Here is an 18,340-nt window from a genome sequence, read left to right as displayed (position 1 = left end):
GATGATCCCTCGTTCGTTATCCCGGGTCCTGTTATTCCTCTGCTTGAACGGCGCGTGGCTGCTGGCACCCGTTGCCGCTGCGGCCAATGTCTATACCTTCGAGGCCCGGGAACAGAGCGCGCGCACGTTTTTCAGCGAGTTGTCCGGGTCCTTGGGCAAGCCGGTCATCGTCAGCAAGGCCGCAGCGGCCAAGCGCATTGGCGGGACGTTCGATCTGCGCACGCCGCAACGGACGTTCGAGCGAGTCAGCGCGCAGATGGGGTTGATCTGGTACAGCGATGGCCAGGCGATCTATCTGTATGACGCCTCGGAAATCAAGAGCGCGATGATGTCGCTGCAGACCTTGACCGTCGCCAAGCTCCAGGCGTTCCTCGGGCGTTCGGGCTTGCACGATGGGCGTTATCCATTGCGCCACGACGGGCTGCGGACGTTCCATGTGTCGGGTCCGCCGATGTATGTCGACCTGGTGGTGCAGGCGGCCGGGTTGATGGACAACCAGCGTTCGGAACTGCTGCTGGGCAAGCAGCAGATTGGCGTCATCCATGTGCGCAACACCTTCGTCAGCGACCGCCAATATGAGCTGCGCGACGACAAGGTGACCATCCCCGGGCTGGCCACCGTGATCGAAGCGTTGTTGCGTGGCGAGCAGCAACAGGTCGAGCCATCGGTGGCGCAAACCCCCGAACCGCGACCGCGGGGGACGATGCCGGTGTTTCCCCTCGAAGGCCTGGCGAACACCTCTTCGGACCTGGACCCGACGGCCCCACGTATCATTGCCCGCGAGGTGGCCGCCGGCAACATTCGGGTGGTGGCCTACCCGGATACCAACAGCCTGCTGGTCAAGGGGCTGCCGGAGCAGGTGCGTTTCATCGAGAACCTGGTCAATGCCCTCGACACGCCGAAACGCCACGTCGAGTTGTCGCTGTGGATCATCGACCTGCACAAGGATGAGCTCAACCAGTTGGGCATCAACTGGCAGGGCGCGGTGAAGTCCGGCGGGCAGTTCAGCGCCTCGCTCAACGCCGGCTCGGCCACCACCCTCGACGGCGCCTCGTTCGTGACCCAGGTCATGGCGCTGGAACGCACCCACCGGGCGAACGTGGTCTCGCGACCGGTGATCCTGACGCAGGAAAACGTGCCGGCGATCTTCGACAACAACCGCACGTTCTACGCCCCGCTGGTGGGGGAGCGCAGCGTCGATCTACAGCACATCACCTACGGCACCCTGGTCAACGTGCTGCCACGTTTCGCCCAGGCCGACGAGATCGAGATGTCGCTCAATATCGAGGACGGCAACGAAGTCGAGAACCCCGGCCGGGGTGATCAACCCAGTGCGTTGCCGACGGTCGGGCGCACCCGCATCAGTACCGTGGCGCGGGTGCCCCAGGGCAAGAGCCTGCTGGTGGGCGGCTTCACCCGTGACGATCACGGCGAGCAGATCGGCCGCGTGCCGGTGCTGGGGTCGATTCCGTGGATCGGCCGATTGTTCAGCTATCGCCAGGGCCGCTCGGCCAACACGGTGCGGGTGTTTCTGATCCAGCCCAAGGAGATCCGCGACGCCCTAGAATCCGCCACGGTGGAGTTGGGCATGCCGTTGCTGACCCCTGAGCAGCATGAGCGCGTGCGGCGAATGTACTTCCGGATGTCCGAGCAATGATTCTGCCGCCGGTTTCCATGGGCGGCCGGGCCGCCCAGGCCCGGTTGAATGCCGAGAAGGCCGCCGAACATCCACAACCGCAAGTCGATGCCGAAGTGGCGCTGGACGACAGCGCAACGGCGGCCGTGGCGCAGCGCATCGTGCAGATCAGCGACGAGTTGTCGGCGGCGCTGACGCAGTTCCGTGCCCGACGGTTGTTCGAACTCAAGTCCGAGACCCTGACCGATACCTTCGAGCGCGTGCTGGAGGACGACACCGTGCCCAAGGCCCGCCAGGTGCTGGGTCTGGCGCGGCTGGCGGACAAGCCCGTGGCCTGGTTGCTGCAGATGGCGCGCCGCCTGTTCCCCGATGACAGCGACCTGGCGCTGGTGCTGCGGGCGTTGTTGCGCCGCCGCAACCTGGAAACCCACACCCGCCAACGCCTCGAAACACTCTTGCAGACGGTGGTTGCCCAAGGTTCCCCCAAGCGCATGAACGCCGGGATCAACGCCGCGCTCAAGGCCAGGATGTTCGGCAAGAGCATGGCCGTCAGGGCCGGGCTGTTGCGCGAGACCTACCGGGATTTCCTCGAGTCCGACGAAGGCCCGCTCGGTTGCTACCAGGACTGGATCGCCCTGTATGGTCCGGCACAGCGCATGAATGTGCTGGCCTTCATCGAAGCCGCGTTGCTCACCGACATCAGCGCCCAGGACCCCAGTTGCTCGCGCCTCGAGTTCGGCCAATTACTGACCCGGGTGACCGACCTGAAGCGCTTGCGTTCGGCCGATGGGCTGTTTATCGGCGCCGTGCTCGGCGATGCGCTGATCTGTCGGCACAACCCCCATGAGGCCGAATGGCTGGTGTTCCTGCTCGGCGTGTTGACCTACCCCGACGACCTCGACCAACTGCTGCTCGGGGCGTTGGGCGAGCCTGTGCTGCTCAGTGCCCACCGCGAGCGTTCGACGTTGCTGCAAACCCTGCGGCGGCTCAGCCTGCAATTGCCGCCGCCATTGTTTGCCGATGAAGAGGCGCCACAGCGCCTGGCCATTCAGTTCACCCGTCTGGCCGACGTCGCCTATGCCCACGAATGCATCGAGCAGCGCCAGTGCGGCGGTCAGCCATGATCTTGTCGCGGAGCCAGGCCTGAATGCTCAATGTGTTCCTGCGAAGTGTCGGCGCGCGTCCGGAGCTGCTGATCCTGACCTTGATGGTGATGATCATCGCCATGCTGATCATCCCCCTGCCGACGGTGCTGGTGGATTTTCTCATCGGCCTGAACATCGTCATCTCGTTGTTGGTGTTCATGGGCTCGTTCTACATCGAACGCATCCTCAGCTATTCGACGTTCCCGGCGCTGCTGCTGTTGACGACCTTGTTTCGCCTGGCCCTGTCGATCAGCACCAGCCGGCTGATTCTCAGCCAGGCCGACGCCGGCGAGATCATCGCCTCCTTCGGTGACTTCGTGATCGGCGAAAGCCTGGTGGTGGGCTTCGTGATTTTTTCCATCGTCACCATTGTCCAGTTCATCGTGATTACCAAAGGCTCGGAGCGGGTGGCCGAAGTGGCGGCGCGCTTCTCCCTGGACGGCATGCCCGGCAAGCAAATGAGCATCGACGGCGACCTCAAGGCCGGCGCCATCGATGCGGCCCAGGCCCGCGAAAAACGCAGCGTGCTGGAACGTGAAAGCCAGCTGTACGGTTCTTTCGACGGGGCGATGAAATTCATCAAGGGCGATGCCATCGCCGGCATCATCATTATCTTCGTCAACTTCATCGGCGGCATGGCCATCGGCGTCGGGCAACTGGGCATGGACCTGTCCACGGCCCTGTCGACCTACACCCTGTTGACCATCGGCGATGGCCTGGTCGCCCAGATTCCCGCGCTGCTGATCGCCATCGGTGCCGGTTTCATCGTCACCCGCGTCAACGGCGATGACAGCAACCTGGGGCGCAACATGCTCACCCAGATGCTCGGCAACCCATTCGTCCTGGGCGTCACCGCGTTGTTGGCGGTGGGCGTGGGCTTGTTGCCCGGTTTTCCACTGCCGACATTTCTCTCGATCGCCGCAGTGCTGGGGCTGGTGGTGTTCGTGCGCCATCGCCGCGCCTCGCGCCCGGCTGGATCGGGGGAAAGCCGCAGCGAACCTGCCGAGGCCGGCGCGGGGCCGGGGGCGTCGGGATTGATCGATGACGTCGACAACGTTGCGACCGAAACCATCGCCCTGATGCTGCTGGTGCCCCCGGCGCGCCTGCAGGCGTTGGAGAAGGAGCGCTGGGCGGCGCGCTTTCGCAGCCAGTTTTTCGTCGATTACGGCTTGCGTATTCCCGAGCCACGGCTGCGGGCCAGCGAGGCGTTGCCGGTCCATCAAGTGGCGGTGCTGATCAATGAAGTACGGGCCGAGCAGTTCGATATTCATTTCGATCACTGGCGCCTGCTGGATTATTCCCCCGAGTTGGAACCGTTGGGCTTTGCCCTGGTGCGCGGCACCGACAGCAATCGCCTGGGCGGCGTCTGGGTTACGGCCGCCGACCGGGAGCGGGTGCAGCAGTTGGGTTATCACCTGCGACCTGCCGACGAAGAATGTTATCGCTGCCTGGTCACGCTGCTGGCGCGCAACATCCAGGAGTTTTTCGGCGTGCAGGAAACCAAGCAGTTGCTCGACGAAATGGAAGCGCGTTACCCCGACCTGCTCAAGGAAGTCTATCGCCACGTCACCGTGCAGAAGATCGCCGAGGTGCTGCAACGCTTGATCGGCGAGCGCATCTCCGTGCGCAACATGAAGCTCATCCTCGAATCCCTCGCCCATTGGGCCTCCCGGGAAAAGGACGTGCTGGCGCTGGTGGAGCACGTTCGCGGCGCGATGGCTCGCTACATCAGCAACAAGTTCGCCCAGGGCAACGACCTTCGGGTCTTGCTGTTGTCGGCGGAGTTCGAAGACGTGGTCCGCCGGGGCATCCGGCAAACCTCGGGCGGCAATTTCCTCAACCTGGAGCCGGCCGACTCGGAAGAGCTGATGGACCGTCTCAGTGTCGGCCTGGACAGCGTGCACATCGCCCACAAGGACATGGTGCTGCTGTGTTCGGTCGACGTGCGGCGCTACATCAAGAAACTGATCGAGGGACGTTTCCGGGAGCTGGACGTCATGTCGTTCGGCGAGGTTTCCGAGCATGTCTCGGTCAATGTCATCAAGACGCTTTGAGGAGATCTGCCCCATGTCGCACGCCGTTTTGCAGGCTGTTGAAACGCTGGATGAGCAGCCGTGACGATGCATGTCCATCTGGAAAGACGGGCGGCCCATCCCTTGCGTTTGAGCGGTCCATTGATCGAAGCGGCGCTGAGTGAGGTGGTGGTCGGCGAAATCTGTGAAGTGCGCCGGCATTGGCGTTCGCCCCAAGTCGCAGCCAGGGCGCAGGTCATCGGCTTCAAGCCCGGCGCGGTGCTGCTCAGTTTGCTGGGCGAGGCGAAAGGCTTGTCCCGGGAATCGATGATCGTGCCCACCGGCTCGACATTGCAGTTGACGTGCAGTGACGCCTTGCTCGGCAGCGTGGTCGATCCCCAGGGCGTTATCGTCGAGCGCCTGGCGCCGTCGACGGCGGTCGCCCAGCGCGATTGTGCGGTGGATGCCGACCCTCCGTCGTACCAGCAGCGGCGCCCGGTGGTGGAGCCGCTGCGCACCGGTATTCGCGTCATCGACGGCTTGCTGACCTGCGGCGTCGGCCAGCGCATCGGCATTTTTGCCGCCGCCGGTTCCGGCAAGACCACCTTGATCAACATGCTGATCGAACACTCGGACGCGGAGGTTTTTGTCATTGGCCTGATTGGCGAACGTGGGCGCGAAGTCACCGAGTTCATCGAGCATCTGCGCCAGTCGCCCCAGCGTTCCCGTTGCGTGGTGGTGTACGCCACGTCGGATTTTTCCTCGGTGGATCGCTGCAACTCGGCGCTGCAGGCCACCACCATCGCCGAGTATTTTCGCGACCAGGGCCGGCGCGTGGTGCTGTTGCTGGACTCGTTGACCCGCTACGCCCGTGCGCGCCGCGACCTGGCCTTGGCCGCCGGTGAAGCACCGGCGCGGCGGGGTTATCCGGCCTCGGTGTTCGATGCCTTGCCGCGCCTGCTGGAACGTCCGGGCGTGACCGCGTCGGGCAGCATCACGGCCTGGTACACGGTGCTGCTGGAAAGCGATGACGAGCCGGATCCGATCGCCGAGGAGATTCGCTCCATTCTCGACGGTCACGTCTACCTGAGCCGGGCCTTGGCCGCCAAGGGGCATTACCCGGCCATCGATGTCTTGCGCAGCGTCAGTCGGGTGGCGACGCAGGTCACCACGCCAGAGGTCCGGCAATTGGCGGCCGCGACTCGCGACACCCTGGCACGCCTTGAACAGCTGCAGGTGTTTCTCGACATGGGCGAATACAGCCCGGGCGCGGACGCGGCCAATGACCACGCGCTGCAACGTCGCGAAGCCCTCGGCCAATGGTTGCGCCAGCCGACGGATCAATCCAGTGAGCCAGATGAAACCCTGCGGAGCCTGCATGAAATCATTGCTTGATCAACGACGCCTGCTGGCCTTCAGTCAGTTCCGTCGGCAACGCGGCGAGCAGGCCGTGTTGCGTGTCCAGCGTCAATTGCTGCCGCTGCGCCAGGAACAGTCCGCTGTCGAGGAACAAGAGGCGGCGCTGCAACGTTTGTTGAACAGTCATCAAGCCAATGATTGTGTGCTGGATCACGGCCAGTTGTTGGCGCTGTTGCGCACCCAGGCGGTCATCCGGCGACGCATCGACCTGCTGCGTGTCGAGCGTGATCGCGTGGATCAGCAGTACCGACAGGTCGAGCAACAGTTGCAGGCACAGCGCGAGCAACTGCGTGGGCTGCAACGCAGACACGACAAGTATGCGCGGAGCATTCAACAGCTGTTGCGTGGGCAGCGGCTCGAGGCGGTGCGCCGTGAAGAACGGGAGCTGGAAGAGATGATCGGAGTGCGGCGATGAACGAGGTCTTTGCAGTGCCCACCGGGCCGGTCCAGGCTCTGGAACCCGTCGACGAAGGTCCGCTGGATGAGCTGCTGGACCAGCTCGTCCCGGTGCAAGAGGATGAACTGCCACAAGGTGTGCTGGACCTGATGACAGCGCTGATCCTGCCTCGGCGCCCCCTGATGGAAGCTGCCCTGACGCTGGCTGGGCAGGCGATGAAAGTGGGACAGGAGATGCTGGCGGTTGAGCGCGATGAAGCCGGGCCGGTTGTCCGGGATACGGAGGGGACCGAGCCCGCTGGCAGACGATGGGTTGCCCGGGAAAACCTGGCCTTTCCACCGACAGGCGCGCCGTTCGGCAAGTTGATCCAACCAGGTTTGACGCAACATCTGGAGCTTGTGGCCTCTGGCGTCGATAAAACTGCGGTGTCGGCATCGCTTGAGCCGCTGGCGGTGGAGCCGTTCACGGCACCCCGTCTCGACGAACAACCATTGCCCCAGGTGCCGATGAGCGCTCAAGGCCCGCGCCAGACGCCGGCCGTTGCCCCAGCGGCCCTCCCTTTACCGGCGCTACCGCTGGCGCCGCCAATGCTTGAGGTCATGGTCGAGGTGCCGCCGGACACGGGCCGGGGCGTGCTGCAAGTACCGTTCAATAAAGGCGCTGCCAGTGGACTGATAACGATTACCCGGGTGCCCGAAGAATCCCCCCGGAACCTGACGCTCAACCCCAGTAATGCCTTGGTATTCGAACAACTCAAGGGGCCTTTCGAGCTGGCCCGGGAACCGGCCTGGCGGCTGGCCGACAGTGGCGAGGAGCAGCCACGCCAAGGCTCGCATCAGGCGCCGGATGAGGAGCAGGACGAGCAGGCCGGGGGGCCGGCATGAGCGCGTTGCCGCTACGACGGGTCGAGCCGTTGGCCCATGCCCAGGCCCAGGCGATTCAACGTTGGCGGCGCGCCGGTCGGGACACGGGGTTGGGTCAGGTGCCAGGGCATGACGGCTATCTGTGTTTTTGCGCCCAGGGTGACGGCGGCCACTGGCAAGGGTTGATCGCGGCCCATGACTGGCTGTATCGCGCGCTTCCACAGTTGCAATCGTTACTGAAGGTGGAAACGTCGTTGATGAACATCGTCGAGTTGTTTCGGGCGCTGCCACGTCCCTTGCTGCTGGAGGTGGAGGAGCTGCAGTACCGGGCGCTGTCCGACATCGAATGCGTCGCCCCGGCGCGATTGCCTACCTGCGAGCTGCCCTGGCTCGAAACCCCGCGGGGGCGCCTGTGGTTGCTGCAACTGCCGCCGACGCCCGTTGCCAGCGAGGGCTTGGGTGTCAATTCATGGCTGGACGAATTGCCGTTGCGCCTGGAGTTGATGCTTGGCGTCAGCCACCTGAGCCGTGCCAGCCGGATGCGCCTGGAAGAGGGCGATGTCGTGCGCATCGTCCAGCGTTCTCAGCGCTGTTGGCTGGCCGACTACTGCCTTGGCACTTTCACCTTTACCCAGGAGGGTCTACACATGCAACCGAGCGTGACCGATGCCAATGCGGATAACCCGCCAGAAACCGACGCGACGATCGACCTGGGAGCGCTCCCGGTGCGCCTGGAGTTCCTGCTCCCCAGTCATGAAACCGATCTGGCCACCTTGTCGCGCATCATCGACGGGCAACTGATCCCGTTGACCGAGGACGCGGCGCGGCACATCGAGGTGCGGGCCAACGGCAAGCCGGTGGCCCGCGGGGAGCTGGTGCAGTTGGACGGTCAGTTGGGTGTCGAATTGCTCCAGGTCTATCGGGCCAGCGCCGATGAATGATGTCTCGCTGATCGCGCTGCTGGCGTTCGCTTCGCTGCTGCCGTTTCTGGTGGCGGCGGGTACTTGCTATCTCAAGTTTTCCATTGTGTTCATCATCGTGCGCAACGCGTTGGGCCTGCAGCAGGTGCCGTCGAACATGGCGCTCAATGCGATTGCCCTGATGCTGGCGATTTTCGTCATGACACCGGTCATGAAGCAGGGCCATGACTACTACAAGCGCGAGGCGGTGGCCTTTACCGATATCGAGTCGGTGGTGAACTTCGCCGAGAACGGCCTGGGCAGTTACAAGGATTACCTGCGCAGGTACACCGACCCGGAGCTGGCGCAGTTTTTCGAGCGGGCCCAGGCGCTCCAGGATGAAACCGACACGGGCCTGGCTGCCGATGAAGAACTTGTGCCCTCGCTGTTTGCGCTGCTGCCGGCCTATGCCCTGAGTGAAATCAAGAGTGCCTTCAAGATTGGCTTCTACCTGTACTTGCCCTTCGTGATCGTCGATCTGGTGATCTCCAGCATCCTGCTGGCGCTGGGCATGATGATGATGAGTCCGGTGATCATTTCCGTGCCGATCAAACTGGTGCTGTTCGTCGCGCTGGACGGTTGGGCGCTGCTGTCGACCGGGCTGGTCAAGCAATACCTGACCTTGCTGGCCTAGGTGCACCGATGAACGATCTGGTCTATGCCGGCAACAAAACCCTGTACCTGATCCTGCTGATGGTGGCCTGGCCGATCATCGTCGCCACCGTGGTCGGCCTGGTGGTCGGGTTGATCCAGACCGTGACCCAGTTGCAGGAGCAGACATTGCCGTTCGGTTTCAAGTTGTCGGCGGTGGCGGCGTGCCTGTTCCTGCTGTCGGGCTGGTACGGCGAAACCCTGCTGGATTTCAGTCGTGAAGTCATCCGCCTGGCGTTGAGCTAGCCAATGTCGGTGGCGTTGTTTTTCGACCTGTACGCCTGGTTCGCCGCAGCGGTCCTGGGTGTGGCGCGCCTGGCACCGATTTTTTTCATGTTGCCGTTTCTCAACAGCGGCGTGCTCACCGGTGCCCCGCGTCAGGCGGTGATTGTGCTGGTGGCGCTGGGGTTCTGGCGTTATATCGGTGTGCCTACACCCGCCCTCGACAGCCTGGCGTTCCTCGGCCTGGTGCTGCGCGAGGCGAGTATCGGCGTGCTGTTGGGGATGCTGTTGGGCTGGCCGTTCTGGGTGTTGCACGCCATGGGCAACCTGATCGACAACCAGCGCGGGGCCATGCTCAGCAGCACCATGGATCCGGCCAACGGTGTCGACACCTCGGAGCTGGCGAATTTTCTCCAGTTGTTCGCGGCGGCGGTGTATCTCGCCGGTGGCGGGATGCTGTTGATGCTCGAAACCGTTGGCCACAGTTATCGCTTGTGTGCGCCGGCGAGCGGTTGCCAGCTCCATGTGCCGGCGGTGCTGGGGTTGCTGGATGCGCTGGTGAGCAAGACGCTGGTCATCAGTGCGCCGGTGGTGGCGACCTTGCTGGTCAGCGAGGCGCTGCTGGGCTTGCTCTCGCGCTATGCGCCGCAAATGAATGCCTTCTCCGTGTCGCTGACGGTCAAGAGCCTGGTGGCGTTGGTGGTGCTGATGCTGTACTTCGGCGTGCATCTGCCGGACGAAGTCTTGCGCATGGGCACGATGGCCGACGGCGTGGCGCAGGCGCTGGGCGGCGGGGAGAAGGGTGATGTCATCCAGCGCCTCGAAGACTGAAAAACCCACCGCCAAGCGCTTGCGCGATGCCGCCCGCAAAGGCCAGACGTTCAAGGCCAAGGACCTGGTCATCACCTGCCTGACCCTGTGTGGCGTCACCTACATGGTGTTCAACAGCTCGTTGATCGAGATCATGGAGGTCTACCGGCGCATCATCGCCAGCGATTTTGACGCCGACCTGCAAGCCTACTCGGTGATGCTGGTGTTGGTCGGCCTCAAGGCGTTGCTGCCGTTGTTGTTGGTCTGCGTGCTGACCAGTGCGTTACCGGCATTGCTGCAAAGCGGTTTTGCCTTGGCCAGCGAAGCCTTGAAGCTAAACCTGGGTGCGTTGAACCCGATCAATGGCTTCAAAAAACTGTTCAGCCTGCGCACGGTCAAGGACACGTTCAAGGCGCTGTTGTACCTGGGCAGTTTCGCCATGGCGCTGTGGATCGTCTGGATCACCCAGCGGCAATTGATCTTCGCCCAACTGTTCGTCCAGGCACCGGCGCTGTTCGCGATCTGGGGGCGTTTGTTGCTGGTGTTGGTGCTGGCATTTCTCGCCTGTGTCCTGCTGATCGTCGTGCTCGATGCCCTCAGCGAGTACTGGCTGTTCATGAAAGACCAGATGATGGACAAGGATTCGGTCAAGCGTGAACACAAGGAGCAGGACGGCAACCCACAGATCAAGGGGCGCCGCCGCGACCTGCACATGGAGCTGTTGTCGGAGCAGGTCAAGTCCGATGTGCGCAGCTCGCGGATGATCATCGCCAACCCCACGCACATTGCCATCGGCGTGTACTTCCGCCCGGAAATCACGCTGTTGCCGTTCATTTCCCTGATGGAAACCAACCAACGTGCCCTGGCCGTCCGGGCGTACGCCAAGGAGGTCGGTGTGCCGGTGATCAACGACATCGCCCTGGCCCGACGGATCTTCCAGACCCACCAGCGCTACAGCTTCCTCCAGGTTCAGGAGATCGAGGAGGTGCTGCGCCTGTTGATCTGGCTGGAGCAGGTCGAACAGGCCTGAGGCCGACGCTTCTTCGAGACTATTCCCTATCAACTATGCCGTACACCTGTGGCGAGGGGATTTATCCCCCGTTCGAGTGCGCAGCGCTCGCCGCTTTTTTGGGGCTGCTTCGCAGCCCAGCGGGGATAAATCCCCTCGCCACATGTCGCAGGACAGCCTTGCCAGTCCAGGGGCGAAACCCACGCGGATGAGCGCAATTTGGCAGCGTGACCTGTCGGTGTTTTGGCCCAATGCATCGGTCAGCGACGCTGACGTTTTTTCAGGAGTGTGGCTGATGAGTCGCAACAACAAACAAGACGAGCAGGTGGCCCTGGATGTCGTCGACGCGGTGCTCGGTGGCGCGGCATTGAAAGATGTGCAAGGCCTCAGTGACGAGCACATGGACAGTCTCTATGCCTTCGCCTTCCAGTTCTACGAACAGGGGCGGCTGGACGATGCCGAGAAGTTCTTTCACTTCCTGTGCATCTACGACTTCTACAACAGCCATTACTGGATGGGACTGGCGGCGGTGCACCAGCTCAAGCAAAACCACCAAAAGGCAATCGACCTGTATGCCATCGCCTTTGCCCAAGGCAGCGACGACTACCGGCCGATGCTGTACAGCGGCCAATGTCATCTGGCTCTGGGCAAGGTCGGCAAGGCCCGGTTGTGTTTCGAGTACGTGCTTGAACAGGCCGCGAAAGACGATCTGCGCGAGCAGGCCAAGGTGTATCTCGACACCCTGGCCAACATGGAACTGCATGGTTCGGAGGACTGAACATGACTGACATTGGAAACACCCGTAGCGCTCTATTCCCAGGGGGGATGAGCCGCACCGAAGCCTTTGAAAAATATGGCCCGGCTGCCAGCAAGGCCGCCAGGACCACGGATTATCAGGAAGCCGGTCGCAAAGCCTTGGCGGACCTGATGTCAGTGAAGTACGAGGGGCACGATGGCCCGTTCGCTGCCGGCACTGGCCGCCCCGTGTTGCACGCGCCGCCGCCACGGGCCGATGGCAACAAACAGGAAACCAACGGTGACCTGTTCACGCTGTTGATGGCGATGATCAGCGAACTGATCGGTGAGGTCGACGTCAACAAACTGAAAAACCGTCTGGCGATGCTGCAGAGCATGGCCAGTGCCAGGCAGCAGGGCCAGGCCAACCTCTCGGCGGAATACGCCGCCGCTGTCCAGGCGCTGGCCGATGCCGAGGGCCAGGTCGGGAACAGTCAGGAACAGCTCGACCAGCTGCACGAACGCGTCCTGCACTTCCAGGGGCTGCTGGCCGACAGCGAGGCGCGACTGGCGCGGCTCGATCCCGAATCGCCTGAGTACGTCCAGGAGCTGGCCCGCCGCGAGCGACTCCAGGGCGAGGTGGCGAGCCACACCCAGGCTCTCGACACGGCCGTGGATGCGCACTTGAAGCTGATCGAGGTCGCCAATGCCTTCGCCAGGACGCTGAGCGGGGTCGTCGCCAGAGTGGTGGTTTCCAGCGTCAGTGATCCGGCCAACAAGGAAACTGACGAGAAAGCCCTTAGCAGCAGTGCCCTGGCATTGCTCAACCGCTTGAAGATCATCGAGTTGCTCGGTGAGGCGGCGCAGAACAAGGAGGAGCTCAGCCAGGAGCTGTTCCAGGAGATGCAGGCCAGACTTCAGGAGCACATGCAGCGTGAATCGGATAAATACCTGGAACAGGTCCGCAAGGCCGAGGCCCTACAGAAAACCATGGGCTGCATTGGCAAGATCCTCGGCGCGGTATTGTCCGTCGTCGCCATCGTAGCCGGGGTCCTGACCGGCTGCGTGCCGCTGATCGTGGCAGGGGTGGTTGGCATTGCGATCATGTCTGCCGATGCGATAGTCGAGAAGGAAACCGGCAAGTCGTTCACGGCCGAAGCCATGAAACCGCTGACCGTCGTCATGCAAGAAGCCATCAAGCGGTTCTCCGAGATCTACACCCAGCTGCTGATAGATCTGGGGGTCGACGAGGAAAAGGCCAAGGAAATCGGGCACATCGGCGGCATGATCCAGGGCGTTGTCTCGACACTGGCGGCGGTCGCCCTGGTGGCCGTCGCCGGGGCGCAGGTGGCCGGGCCGGCGGCCAGCGCCGTCGCCTCGAAACTGGCTTCGGTGGCCTCCCAGGCCACTCCTGCCGCGATGCAAGCCATGAAGCAGGTGGCGACGTCGGTCGGCAACACCCTGACGCAAATGCTCACGCAACTGCGCGGGTTCATCACCAACGGCGCCGATGCAGTCAAGCTGGCGGGTTACGCCGCGAAGCTGGAAGTCGCCCAGGCCCTCACCGAATTCGGTCATGTCGCCGCGCAAGGCGCAATGCAAATCAAAAGCGGCCACCACCAGGCCCAGGCGGCCGTGCACCTGGCGGATGTGCGCGTGCGCATGGCGATCAGCGAGGAAATCAGCGCCTACCTCACTCAGGTGGTCGAGAACTACGGCCAGGCGATGCAGGAACGAACCCGCCAGATCGAACAGGTATTCGCCGATCTGCAACGCAGCCATTCCGCCAGCCTGCAAATGGCTCGGCGTATTTGAAACCCATTGGTAACAGGTATCTACGATGACCACTATTCATGCACCAACCCCCAGCGTTTTGCTTAAATCTGATTCAGTCAGTGGCGCAGGGCTGAGCGAGCTGATTACTCAGGAACAGTTTGCCAAGGGGCTTAAAAGTAAGTCCCATTTGAGCCCGGCGGTCCTCGACCAAATCACCAAAAAGCAAATCCTGCGCAACGAGAGTTTCATCGCGCCCTCAGCGCTGGAGCTGGAAAATGCAATCGATGCCTACCAGCCCACTCAATCGGATTGGGAGGACCTGGCCGTTGCTTTGACGCTGCTCAACGATGAAGTACGCAACGACCTGATATTCGACCCAGGTGCCTGGGAAAAACACGCCAATGTTTTGGTGGCCGCGATCATTGCGCTGAACGTTGCCCGCGTGACCAACGCGCAACTGCGCGGCCATTTCACCGTCATGGCTTCCGAGGCGGCCAAGGCCCAGGGCGCGGCGATTATCGAGTCCGGCCAGGCAGCGTTGTACAGCGCCATCACCGGGGCAGTCGTCTCCGGGGCCGTTGCCGGGTTCGCCATGGTCAAGACCTTGCACGGTCATAGCCTCAAGCATGCGGATATCAATCTGCACAAACGCAACGCGATGGAGGCCGGTAACCTTGAGCGCGACCTCAAGCGTGATCGCTATCGTGACGACTGGGATCCGCAAACCCAGTACAAGATCAACACGTTCGATGATTTCGGCCGCCTCAAGACGGTCGATTTCCAACCCAAGGGCTCGTCACTGACGACGGAGCAACAGGCTTGGTTCGACGCTGAAATCCTCAAGGCCCAGAAGGTCGCCCAAACCTCCGACTGGCTGAGCCAGATGGGCAGCAAAGGCATCGAAAAGAAGCTGGAGATTGGCCGCGCCCTCAGCGCCATGTCGATGAACCTGGGGCAAGTGCTGTCCAAGCTCGTTGGCTTGAGCGAGCACACCGCCCGTGAGAAGGATGTTCTGCAACAAAGCGCACAGAACAGCCAGAAAGCCCTGAGCGACGAAGTCAGCCAGAAGGACGCAGCCGAAGCGGCGTTGTTGCAAAAACTGATGGAGATTGTGATGCAGCTGTTCCAGTCCCGTGCCGACGTCATTCGTAGCCTGACGGCTTGAGAGGACCTGACCTGATGATCATTCACGGTTCCACATCCACCCACCCGCAGCCCATCGAGCTGGACACTGCGAGCCCTTCACCGACATCGCCTGAAATGCCGGCTGTCAATCCAGTCGTCGCAAACCCTGCGGCGTCTTTGGGGCGCTCGCTTAAGACCCTCGATCGTCATCTGGTGCGTGCGCTGATCTGCTCGCAGGAAATCACCCGGGCCGCCGAGCGCCTGGCAGCCGAGGGGCCGGAGAAAGGCGCCCTGGCGAGTTTCGTCAAACAGACCCACGCCAAGCGTATTCGCGCCGAAATGTGGACCCTGCAATTGCGCCAATGCTGCGCCGTGATAGCCCACACCCTGGAAACGGCGCCGCTGAATGAAACACAGCGCCAGCAACTCGATGACCAACAAAGCGAAATATTGCGCAGCCTCAAGCAGTCCATCGAGCAGAGCGCACCTCCGGAAATCGCCGAGGCCCTGGATGCCTCGATCAATTCCTCGAATGACTTCTTCGAAAAGCTCCTGGAACTGATCGACCTGATCAAGAACGGCTACCTCGCCGGCTACGAGCACATCATCTCGGCCTATTCGGACTTCTTCTCCGACTTCAACACCGAAATCACCGCGATGATGAAGGATTGGGTCGAAGGGGTTAACGACGGCAAAGAGGTCGAGTTAAGTGCGGGCCCGTTGCGCGAGGCACTGGAAAAACTGATTGCGAAATATTCCCTGCCCAACCCGGCTGCCATGCTCTTTCCGGCACCCCCCGATACCGGAGCGAGCAAGGAAGACGCGGAAAAATGGCTCAAGGCGCTGGGCCTGCCTGACAGTTGCCTTCAGCAGAATCCCAAGCCGAACGGTCCCTGGTGCGTGGTCATCGATATCGGGCCTTTGAATGTGATGCACGACGGGCTGAAGGATTATGGCGACAAGGTAAAGCTCGATACGGCCGCATTCAACGCCTGGCAAACCGGCTTCAACGCCCAGGAGGAACTTCTGAAAAACAGATTGCAGTCCTTCACGCAGAAGTATTCGAATGCCAACGCTTACCATGACAATTTCAATAAGACCTTGTCGGCGCATTTGAATCAGTATTCGGATATGTTGCGGGCGATGTTGAACTTCTAAGATCGAGCAACGGCTGCATATTCAATCTGGTATGGCGTGTACTGTTCCGCGCCTGCCAGATTTTTTTCAGAAAAGAAAAATGTCAGAAAGTCTGAGCGAAAGCATTCAGGCCGTCATCAAATCATTGGCGCTTGGTATTCCCCGTGGTGATCGGGTCATTGGCGGTTTCTCGCGGTTGGTCGAGGACCTGTTTATCGATTCCATGAGCCTGGTCGAGCTTGTCCTGGAGTTGAATAACGCGTTCGGTATCGAGCTGTCCGAAGATGAGGTGGAGGCGTGGAGGACAGTGCAGGATGTAGTCGATTCGGTGCAGAGGCATATAGGGAATAGCCCTTGATGGGATCTATACGGGGGGCAAAGCGTTTTGACTATTCATTGCCGTGTTTATTCGCCCTTTCCGATGTGGTTAAGTTTTATATCTTGATTTTATTGAGTGCCTCCTACGGTTCTCGTCGCTGTTTCCTACGTTAATAACGTTCAGTGGCCTACGGAATCCTCCTACGCATCTTCCTATAGTCAAGCAGCTCGTCATCCCGAGCCTGTCACACCCACAGGCTCGATCGCGCTTCAGTAACTTTCTATAGAGAAGTTTCAAAGTATGGACAGTGCAACTGATCAACCGCCGGTCAAGTCATTCGTTTTTGACCACTGGCTATTGCAAAGCGATGGAACGCTGATGCGAGATGGACAAGGCGTTCATGTTCCACCCAAAGAGCTGCACGTGCTGCGCCTGTTGTTGATGTCGGCGGGCACGGTGGTCAGCAAGGATTGTTTGCTGGACCGGGTCTGGCCCCGGATGGATGCGGCGGAGGAGTCTTTGACCCGTTGTATCTATGCGTTGCGCAAGTTGTTCAAGGAGAACAAGGGCTACATTGCGACGGTTTACGGCCAGGGTTATCGGTTCACCGGTTCCGTGGTCGAGCTCGACGTACCGGGCGAGGCGAGGGCGGTGGCGCCTTCGCTGGCGGTTTTGCCGTTTCGCAATCTGGACGAGATCGCGGCGCTGGATCTGCAGGATCTGATGATCCGCCAACTGACCACGGCGTTCGGCGAGGCATTGCATGTCATTCCCTCGGGGCTGATCGCGGCCTGCGGGGCTTTGGACGACGTGCGGTCGGTGGCCGGGCAGTTGTCGGCGGATTATTGCTTGAACGGTCGTTTTATCGCTGCGGGCGGCTTGCAGCACTGGTCGATCGAGTTGATTCGTGGACGCGACCAGGCCTTGCTGCACGGTCAGACGCTGGATGCCTGGGATCCGGGGGAGGCACTGGGTGCGTTGACATGCCTGGTTGCCCAGCGCGTACCGGGGCTGCGTCCTGTCGGTGATCGCTGCGGGTCCTATCCGGTGGCGGTGGCGTATCTCAATGGGTTATGCAGCGTGCAACAACACACGGTGCAAAGCCTGCGCGATGCCCAGGTGCTGTTCAGGCAGTGTTTGAAACTCGACGCCGGCTACGCGCCGCCCTGGTGCGGCCTGGCGGATGTGTGGTTGGGGCAGTTGCTGATGGGCCAAGGGGATCAGGGGCACGTCATCGAAGAGGCTCACTCGGCGGTTTCCAATGCCTTGGCGCTGGATCCGGGCAGCATCCCGGCATTGATGCGCCTGGCATTGCTCACCAGTTTGCGCGGCTGCGAGCAAGCGGCCGAGGTGCTGTTCCGTCGCTGCCTGTGGTCGGCCGATCAGGTTGACGTGCTGTATTTTCAGGCCTGGCATCACTGGTTCTGGCAACGCAACGAGCAGGCGGCGCGGATGATCGAGCAGTGCCTGCAACATGATCCGGGCTGTGTCCGGGCGCAGATCCTGCGGGTGCGCATTCATGAACAGCTGACGTGGATCAGCGAGCGGCGTCTGGCATGAAGCGGCGCGGGAACAAATGGCTATGCCTGCCGATGTGCCTTGGTCTAGGGCTTGGCATGACCCAGGCGCAGGCCTGGTGCTGGAGCGAGGCGGGGCAATTGCATGCCATCGAACCCGAGTTGCTGCAAGCGATTGCCGCAGTCGAGTCGGACATGCTGCCGGATGCCGTCCACCACAACAGCAATGGCACCCGCGATATCGGCCTGATGCAGATCAACAGTATCCACCTGCCTCGATTGAAGGCCCAGGGCATCACCGAGCAGCGTCTGTTGCAGGAGCCTTGCCTGTCGGTGGAAGTCGGTGCGCAGGTACTGGCCGGGTTCATCGCGCGCTACGGCTATAACTGGACGGCGGTCGGTGCCTACAACGCGGGCAACTCACCCCATCGCCAGGTCGCGCGATTGCGCTATGCGCGCAAGGTCTGGCGGCGCTATCGAGTGCTGACTCAAGGCCAGCCAGAGCGATCGTTGGTCGATGTGTCAGGTGGATGAGCGAACAGCCTTCCCAAAATCACTTAACAGGTGGCCCTATTGTGTCGCCAGGTTCTGTGGCCGCTTCGCGCCCC

The 18,340-nt window shown here is 61.8% G+C and carries 18 protein-coding genes; all 18 read left to right on the top strand.

The genetic code is table 11. The features are described 5' to 3' along the window. Position 1: 1 nt before the first annotated feature. The 18 genes from sctC to BLU85_RS03045 all read left to right on the top strand — a co-directional run bounded on the left by sctC (position 2) and on the right by BLU85_RS03045 (position 18,266). Positions 2 to 1,657 carry a type III secretion system outer membrane ring subunit SctC gene (gene sctC, locus BLU85_RS03130; protein WP_092197510.1) on the top strand — a complete coding sequence of 552 codons (1,656 nt, stop codon included), beginning with the start codon at positions 2 to 4 and terminating at the stop codon, positions 1,655 to 1,657. Next, positions 1,654 to 2,760, top strand: a complete 1,107-nt coding sequence (gene sctW, locus BLU85_RS03125; protein ID WP_092197508.1) for a type III secretion system gatekeeper subunit SctW — start codon at positions 1,654 to 1,656, stop codon at positions 2,758 to 2,760. The genes sctC and sctW overlap by 4 nt, the downstream gene beginning before the upstream one ends. Before the next feature lie 23 nt (positions 2,761 to 2,783). After that, on the top strand, positions 2,784 to 4,835 hold the full coding sequence (locus BLU85_RS03120) for an EscV/YscV/HrcV family type III secretion system export apparatus protein (protein ID WP_092197506.1): 2,052 nt from the start codon (positions 2,784 to 2,786) through the stop codon (positions 4,833 to 4,835). 66 nt (positions 4,836 to 4,901) lie between these two features. Continuing rightward, positions 4,902 to 6,188, top strand: a complete 1,287-nt coding sequence (gene sctN, locus BLU85_RS03115; RefSeq protein WP_092197504.1) for a type III secretion system ATPase SctN — start codon at positions 4,902 to 4,904, stop codon at positions 6,186 to 6,188. Then, entirely contained in the window at positions 6,172 to 6,627 is a 456-nt protein-coding gene (locus BLU85_RS03110; protein WP_092197502.1) for a type III secretion protein, read from the top strand. Before sctN ends, BLU85_RS03110 begins: the two co-directional genes overlap by 17 nt. Then, a complete protein-coding gene (locus tag BLU85_RS03105; protein ID WP_092197500.1) occupies positions 6,624 to 7,493 on the top strand; it encodes a SpaN/EivJ family type III secretion system needle length determinant in 870 nt (289 codons plus the stop codon). Before BLU85_RS03110 ends, BLU85_RS03105 begins: the two co-directional genes overlap by 4 nt. Continuing rightward, the gene (locus BLU85_RS03100; protein ID WP_092197498.1) at positions 7,490 to 8,413 is read left to right on the top strand and encodes a FliM/FliN family flagellar motor switch protein; all 924 of its coding nucleotides are present in this window, start codon (positions 7,490 to 7,492) and stop codon (positions 8,411 to 8,413) included. The genes BLU85_RS03105 and BLU85_RS03100 overlap by 4 nt, the downstream gene beginning before the upstream one ends. After that, complete coding sequence (locus tag BLU85_RS03095; protein WP_092197496.1) at positions 8,406 to 9,065, top strand: EscR/YscR/HrcR family type III secretion system export apparatus protein; 660 nt, start codon at positions 8,406 to 8,408, stop codon at positions 9,063 to 9,065. Before BLU85_RS03100 ends, BLU85_RS03095 begins: the two co-directional genes overlap by 8 nt. A gap of 8 nt (positions 9,066 to 9,073) precedes the next feature. Then, complete coding sequence (locus BLU85_RS03090; protein ID WP_092197494.1) at positions 9,074 to 9,328, top strand: EscS/YscS/HrcS family type III secretion system export apparatus protein; 255 nt, start codon at positions 9,074 to 9,076, stop codon at positions 9,326 to 9,328. 3 nt (positions 9,329 to 9,331) lie between these two features. Then, entirely contained in the window at positions 9,332 to 10,135 is an 804-nt protein-coding gene (gene sctT / locus BLU85_RS03085; protein ID WP_092197492.1) for a type III secretion system export apparatus subunit SctT, read from the top strand. Next, complete coding sequence (locus BLU85_RS03080; protein ID WP_092197490.1) at positions 10,110 to 11,144, top strand: EscU/YscU/HrcU family type III secretion system export apparatus switch protein; 1,035 nt, start codon at positions 10,110 to 10,112, stop codon at positions 11,142 to 11,144. The genes sctT and BLU85_RS03080 overlap by 26 nt, the downstream gene beginning before the upstream one ends. A 274-nt stretch (positions 11,145 to 11,418) precedes the next feature. Next, positions 11,419 to 11,901, top strand: coding sequence for a type III secretion system translocator chaperone SicA (gene sicA / locus BLU85_RS03075; protein WP_092197488.1), 483 nt, complete (start codon positions 11,419 to 11,421; stop codon positions 11,899 to 11,901). A gap of 2 nt (positions 11,902 to 11,903) precedes the next feature. Beyond that, entirely contained in the window at positions 11,904 to 13,673 is a 1,770-nt protein-coding gene (sctE, locus tag BLU85_RS03070) for a type III secretion system translocon subunit SseC family protein (protein WP_092197486.1), read from the top strand. 148 nt (positions 13,674 to 13,821) lie between these two features. Further along, positions 13,822 to 14,799 carry a cell invasion protein gene (locus BLU85_RS03065; RefSeq protein WP_371914221.1) on the top strand — a complete coding sequence of 326 codons (978 nt, stop codon included), beginning with the start codon at positions 13,822 to 13,824 and terminating at the stop codon, positions 14,797 to 14,799. Between the two features lie 14 nt (positions 14,800 to 14,813). Next, positions 14,814 to 15,917 (top strand): IpaD/SipD/SspD family type III secretion system needle tip protein, encoded by a 1,104-nt coding sequence (locus BLU85_RS03060; RefSeq protein WP_092197482.1) that lies wholly within the window; start codon positions 14,814 to 14,816, stop codon positions 15,915 to 15,917. Positions 15,918 to 15,996: 79 nt separating this feature from the next. Beyond that, on the top strand, positions 15,997 to 16,254 hold the full coding sequence (locus tag BLU85_RS03055; protein ID WP_092197480.1) for an acyl carrier protein: 258 nt from the start codon (positions 15,997 to 15,999) through the stop codon (positions 16,252 to 16,254). 339 nt (positions 16,255 to 16,593) lie between these two features. Next, positions 16,594 to 17,775 carry a winged helix-turn-helix domain-containing protein gene (locus tag BLU85_RS03050; protein ID WP_256572822.1) on the top strand — a complete coding sequence of 394 codons (1,182 nt, stop codon included), beginning with the start codon at positions 16,594 to 16,596 and terminating at the stop codon, positions 17,773 to 17,775. Then, a complete protein-coding gene (locus BLU85_RS03045; RefSeq protein ID WP_092197476.1) occupies positions 17,772 to 18,266 on the top strand; it encodes a transglycosylase SLT domain-containing protein in 495 nt (164 codons plus the stop codon). Before BLU85_RS03050 ends, BLU85_RS03045 begins: the two co-directional genes overlap by 4 nt. Positions 18,267 to 18,340: the final 74 nt, after the last annotated feature.

This window comes from Pseudomonas sp. NFACC14 (assembly GCF_900106885.1).
Classification (GTDB): Bacteria; Pseudomonadota; Gammaproteobacteria; order Pseudomonadales; family Pseudomonadaceae; genus Aquipseudomonas; species Aquipseudomonas fluorescens_AA.
Note: the sequence above shows the minus strand (reverse complement) of the source record. Positions and strands in the feature narration are given on the sequence as shown.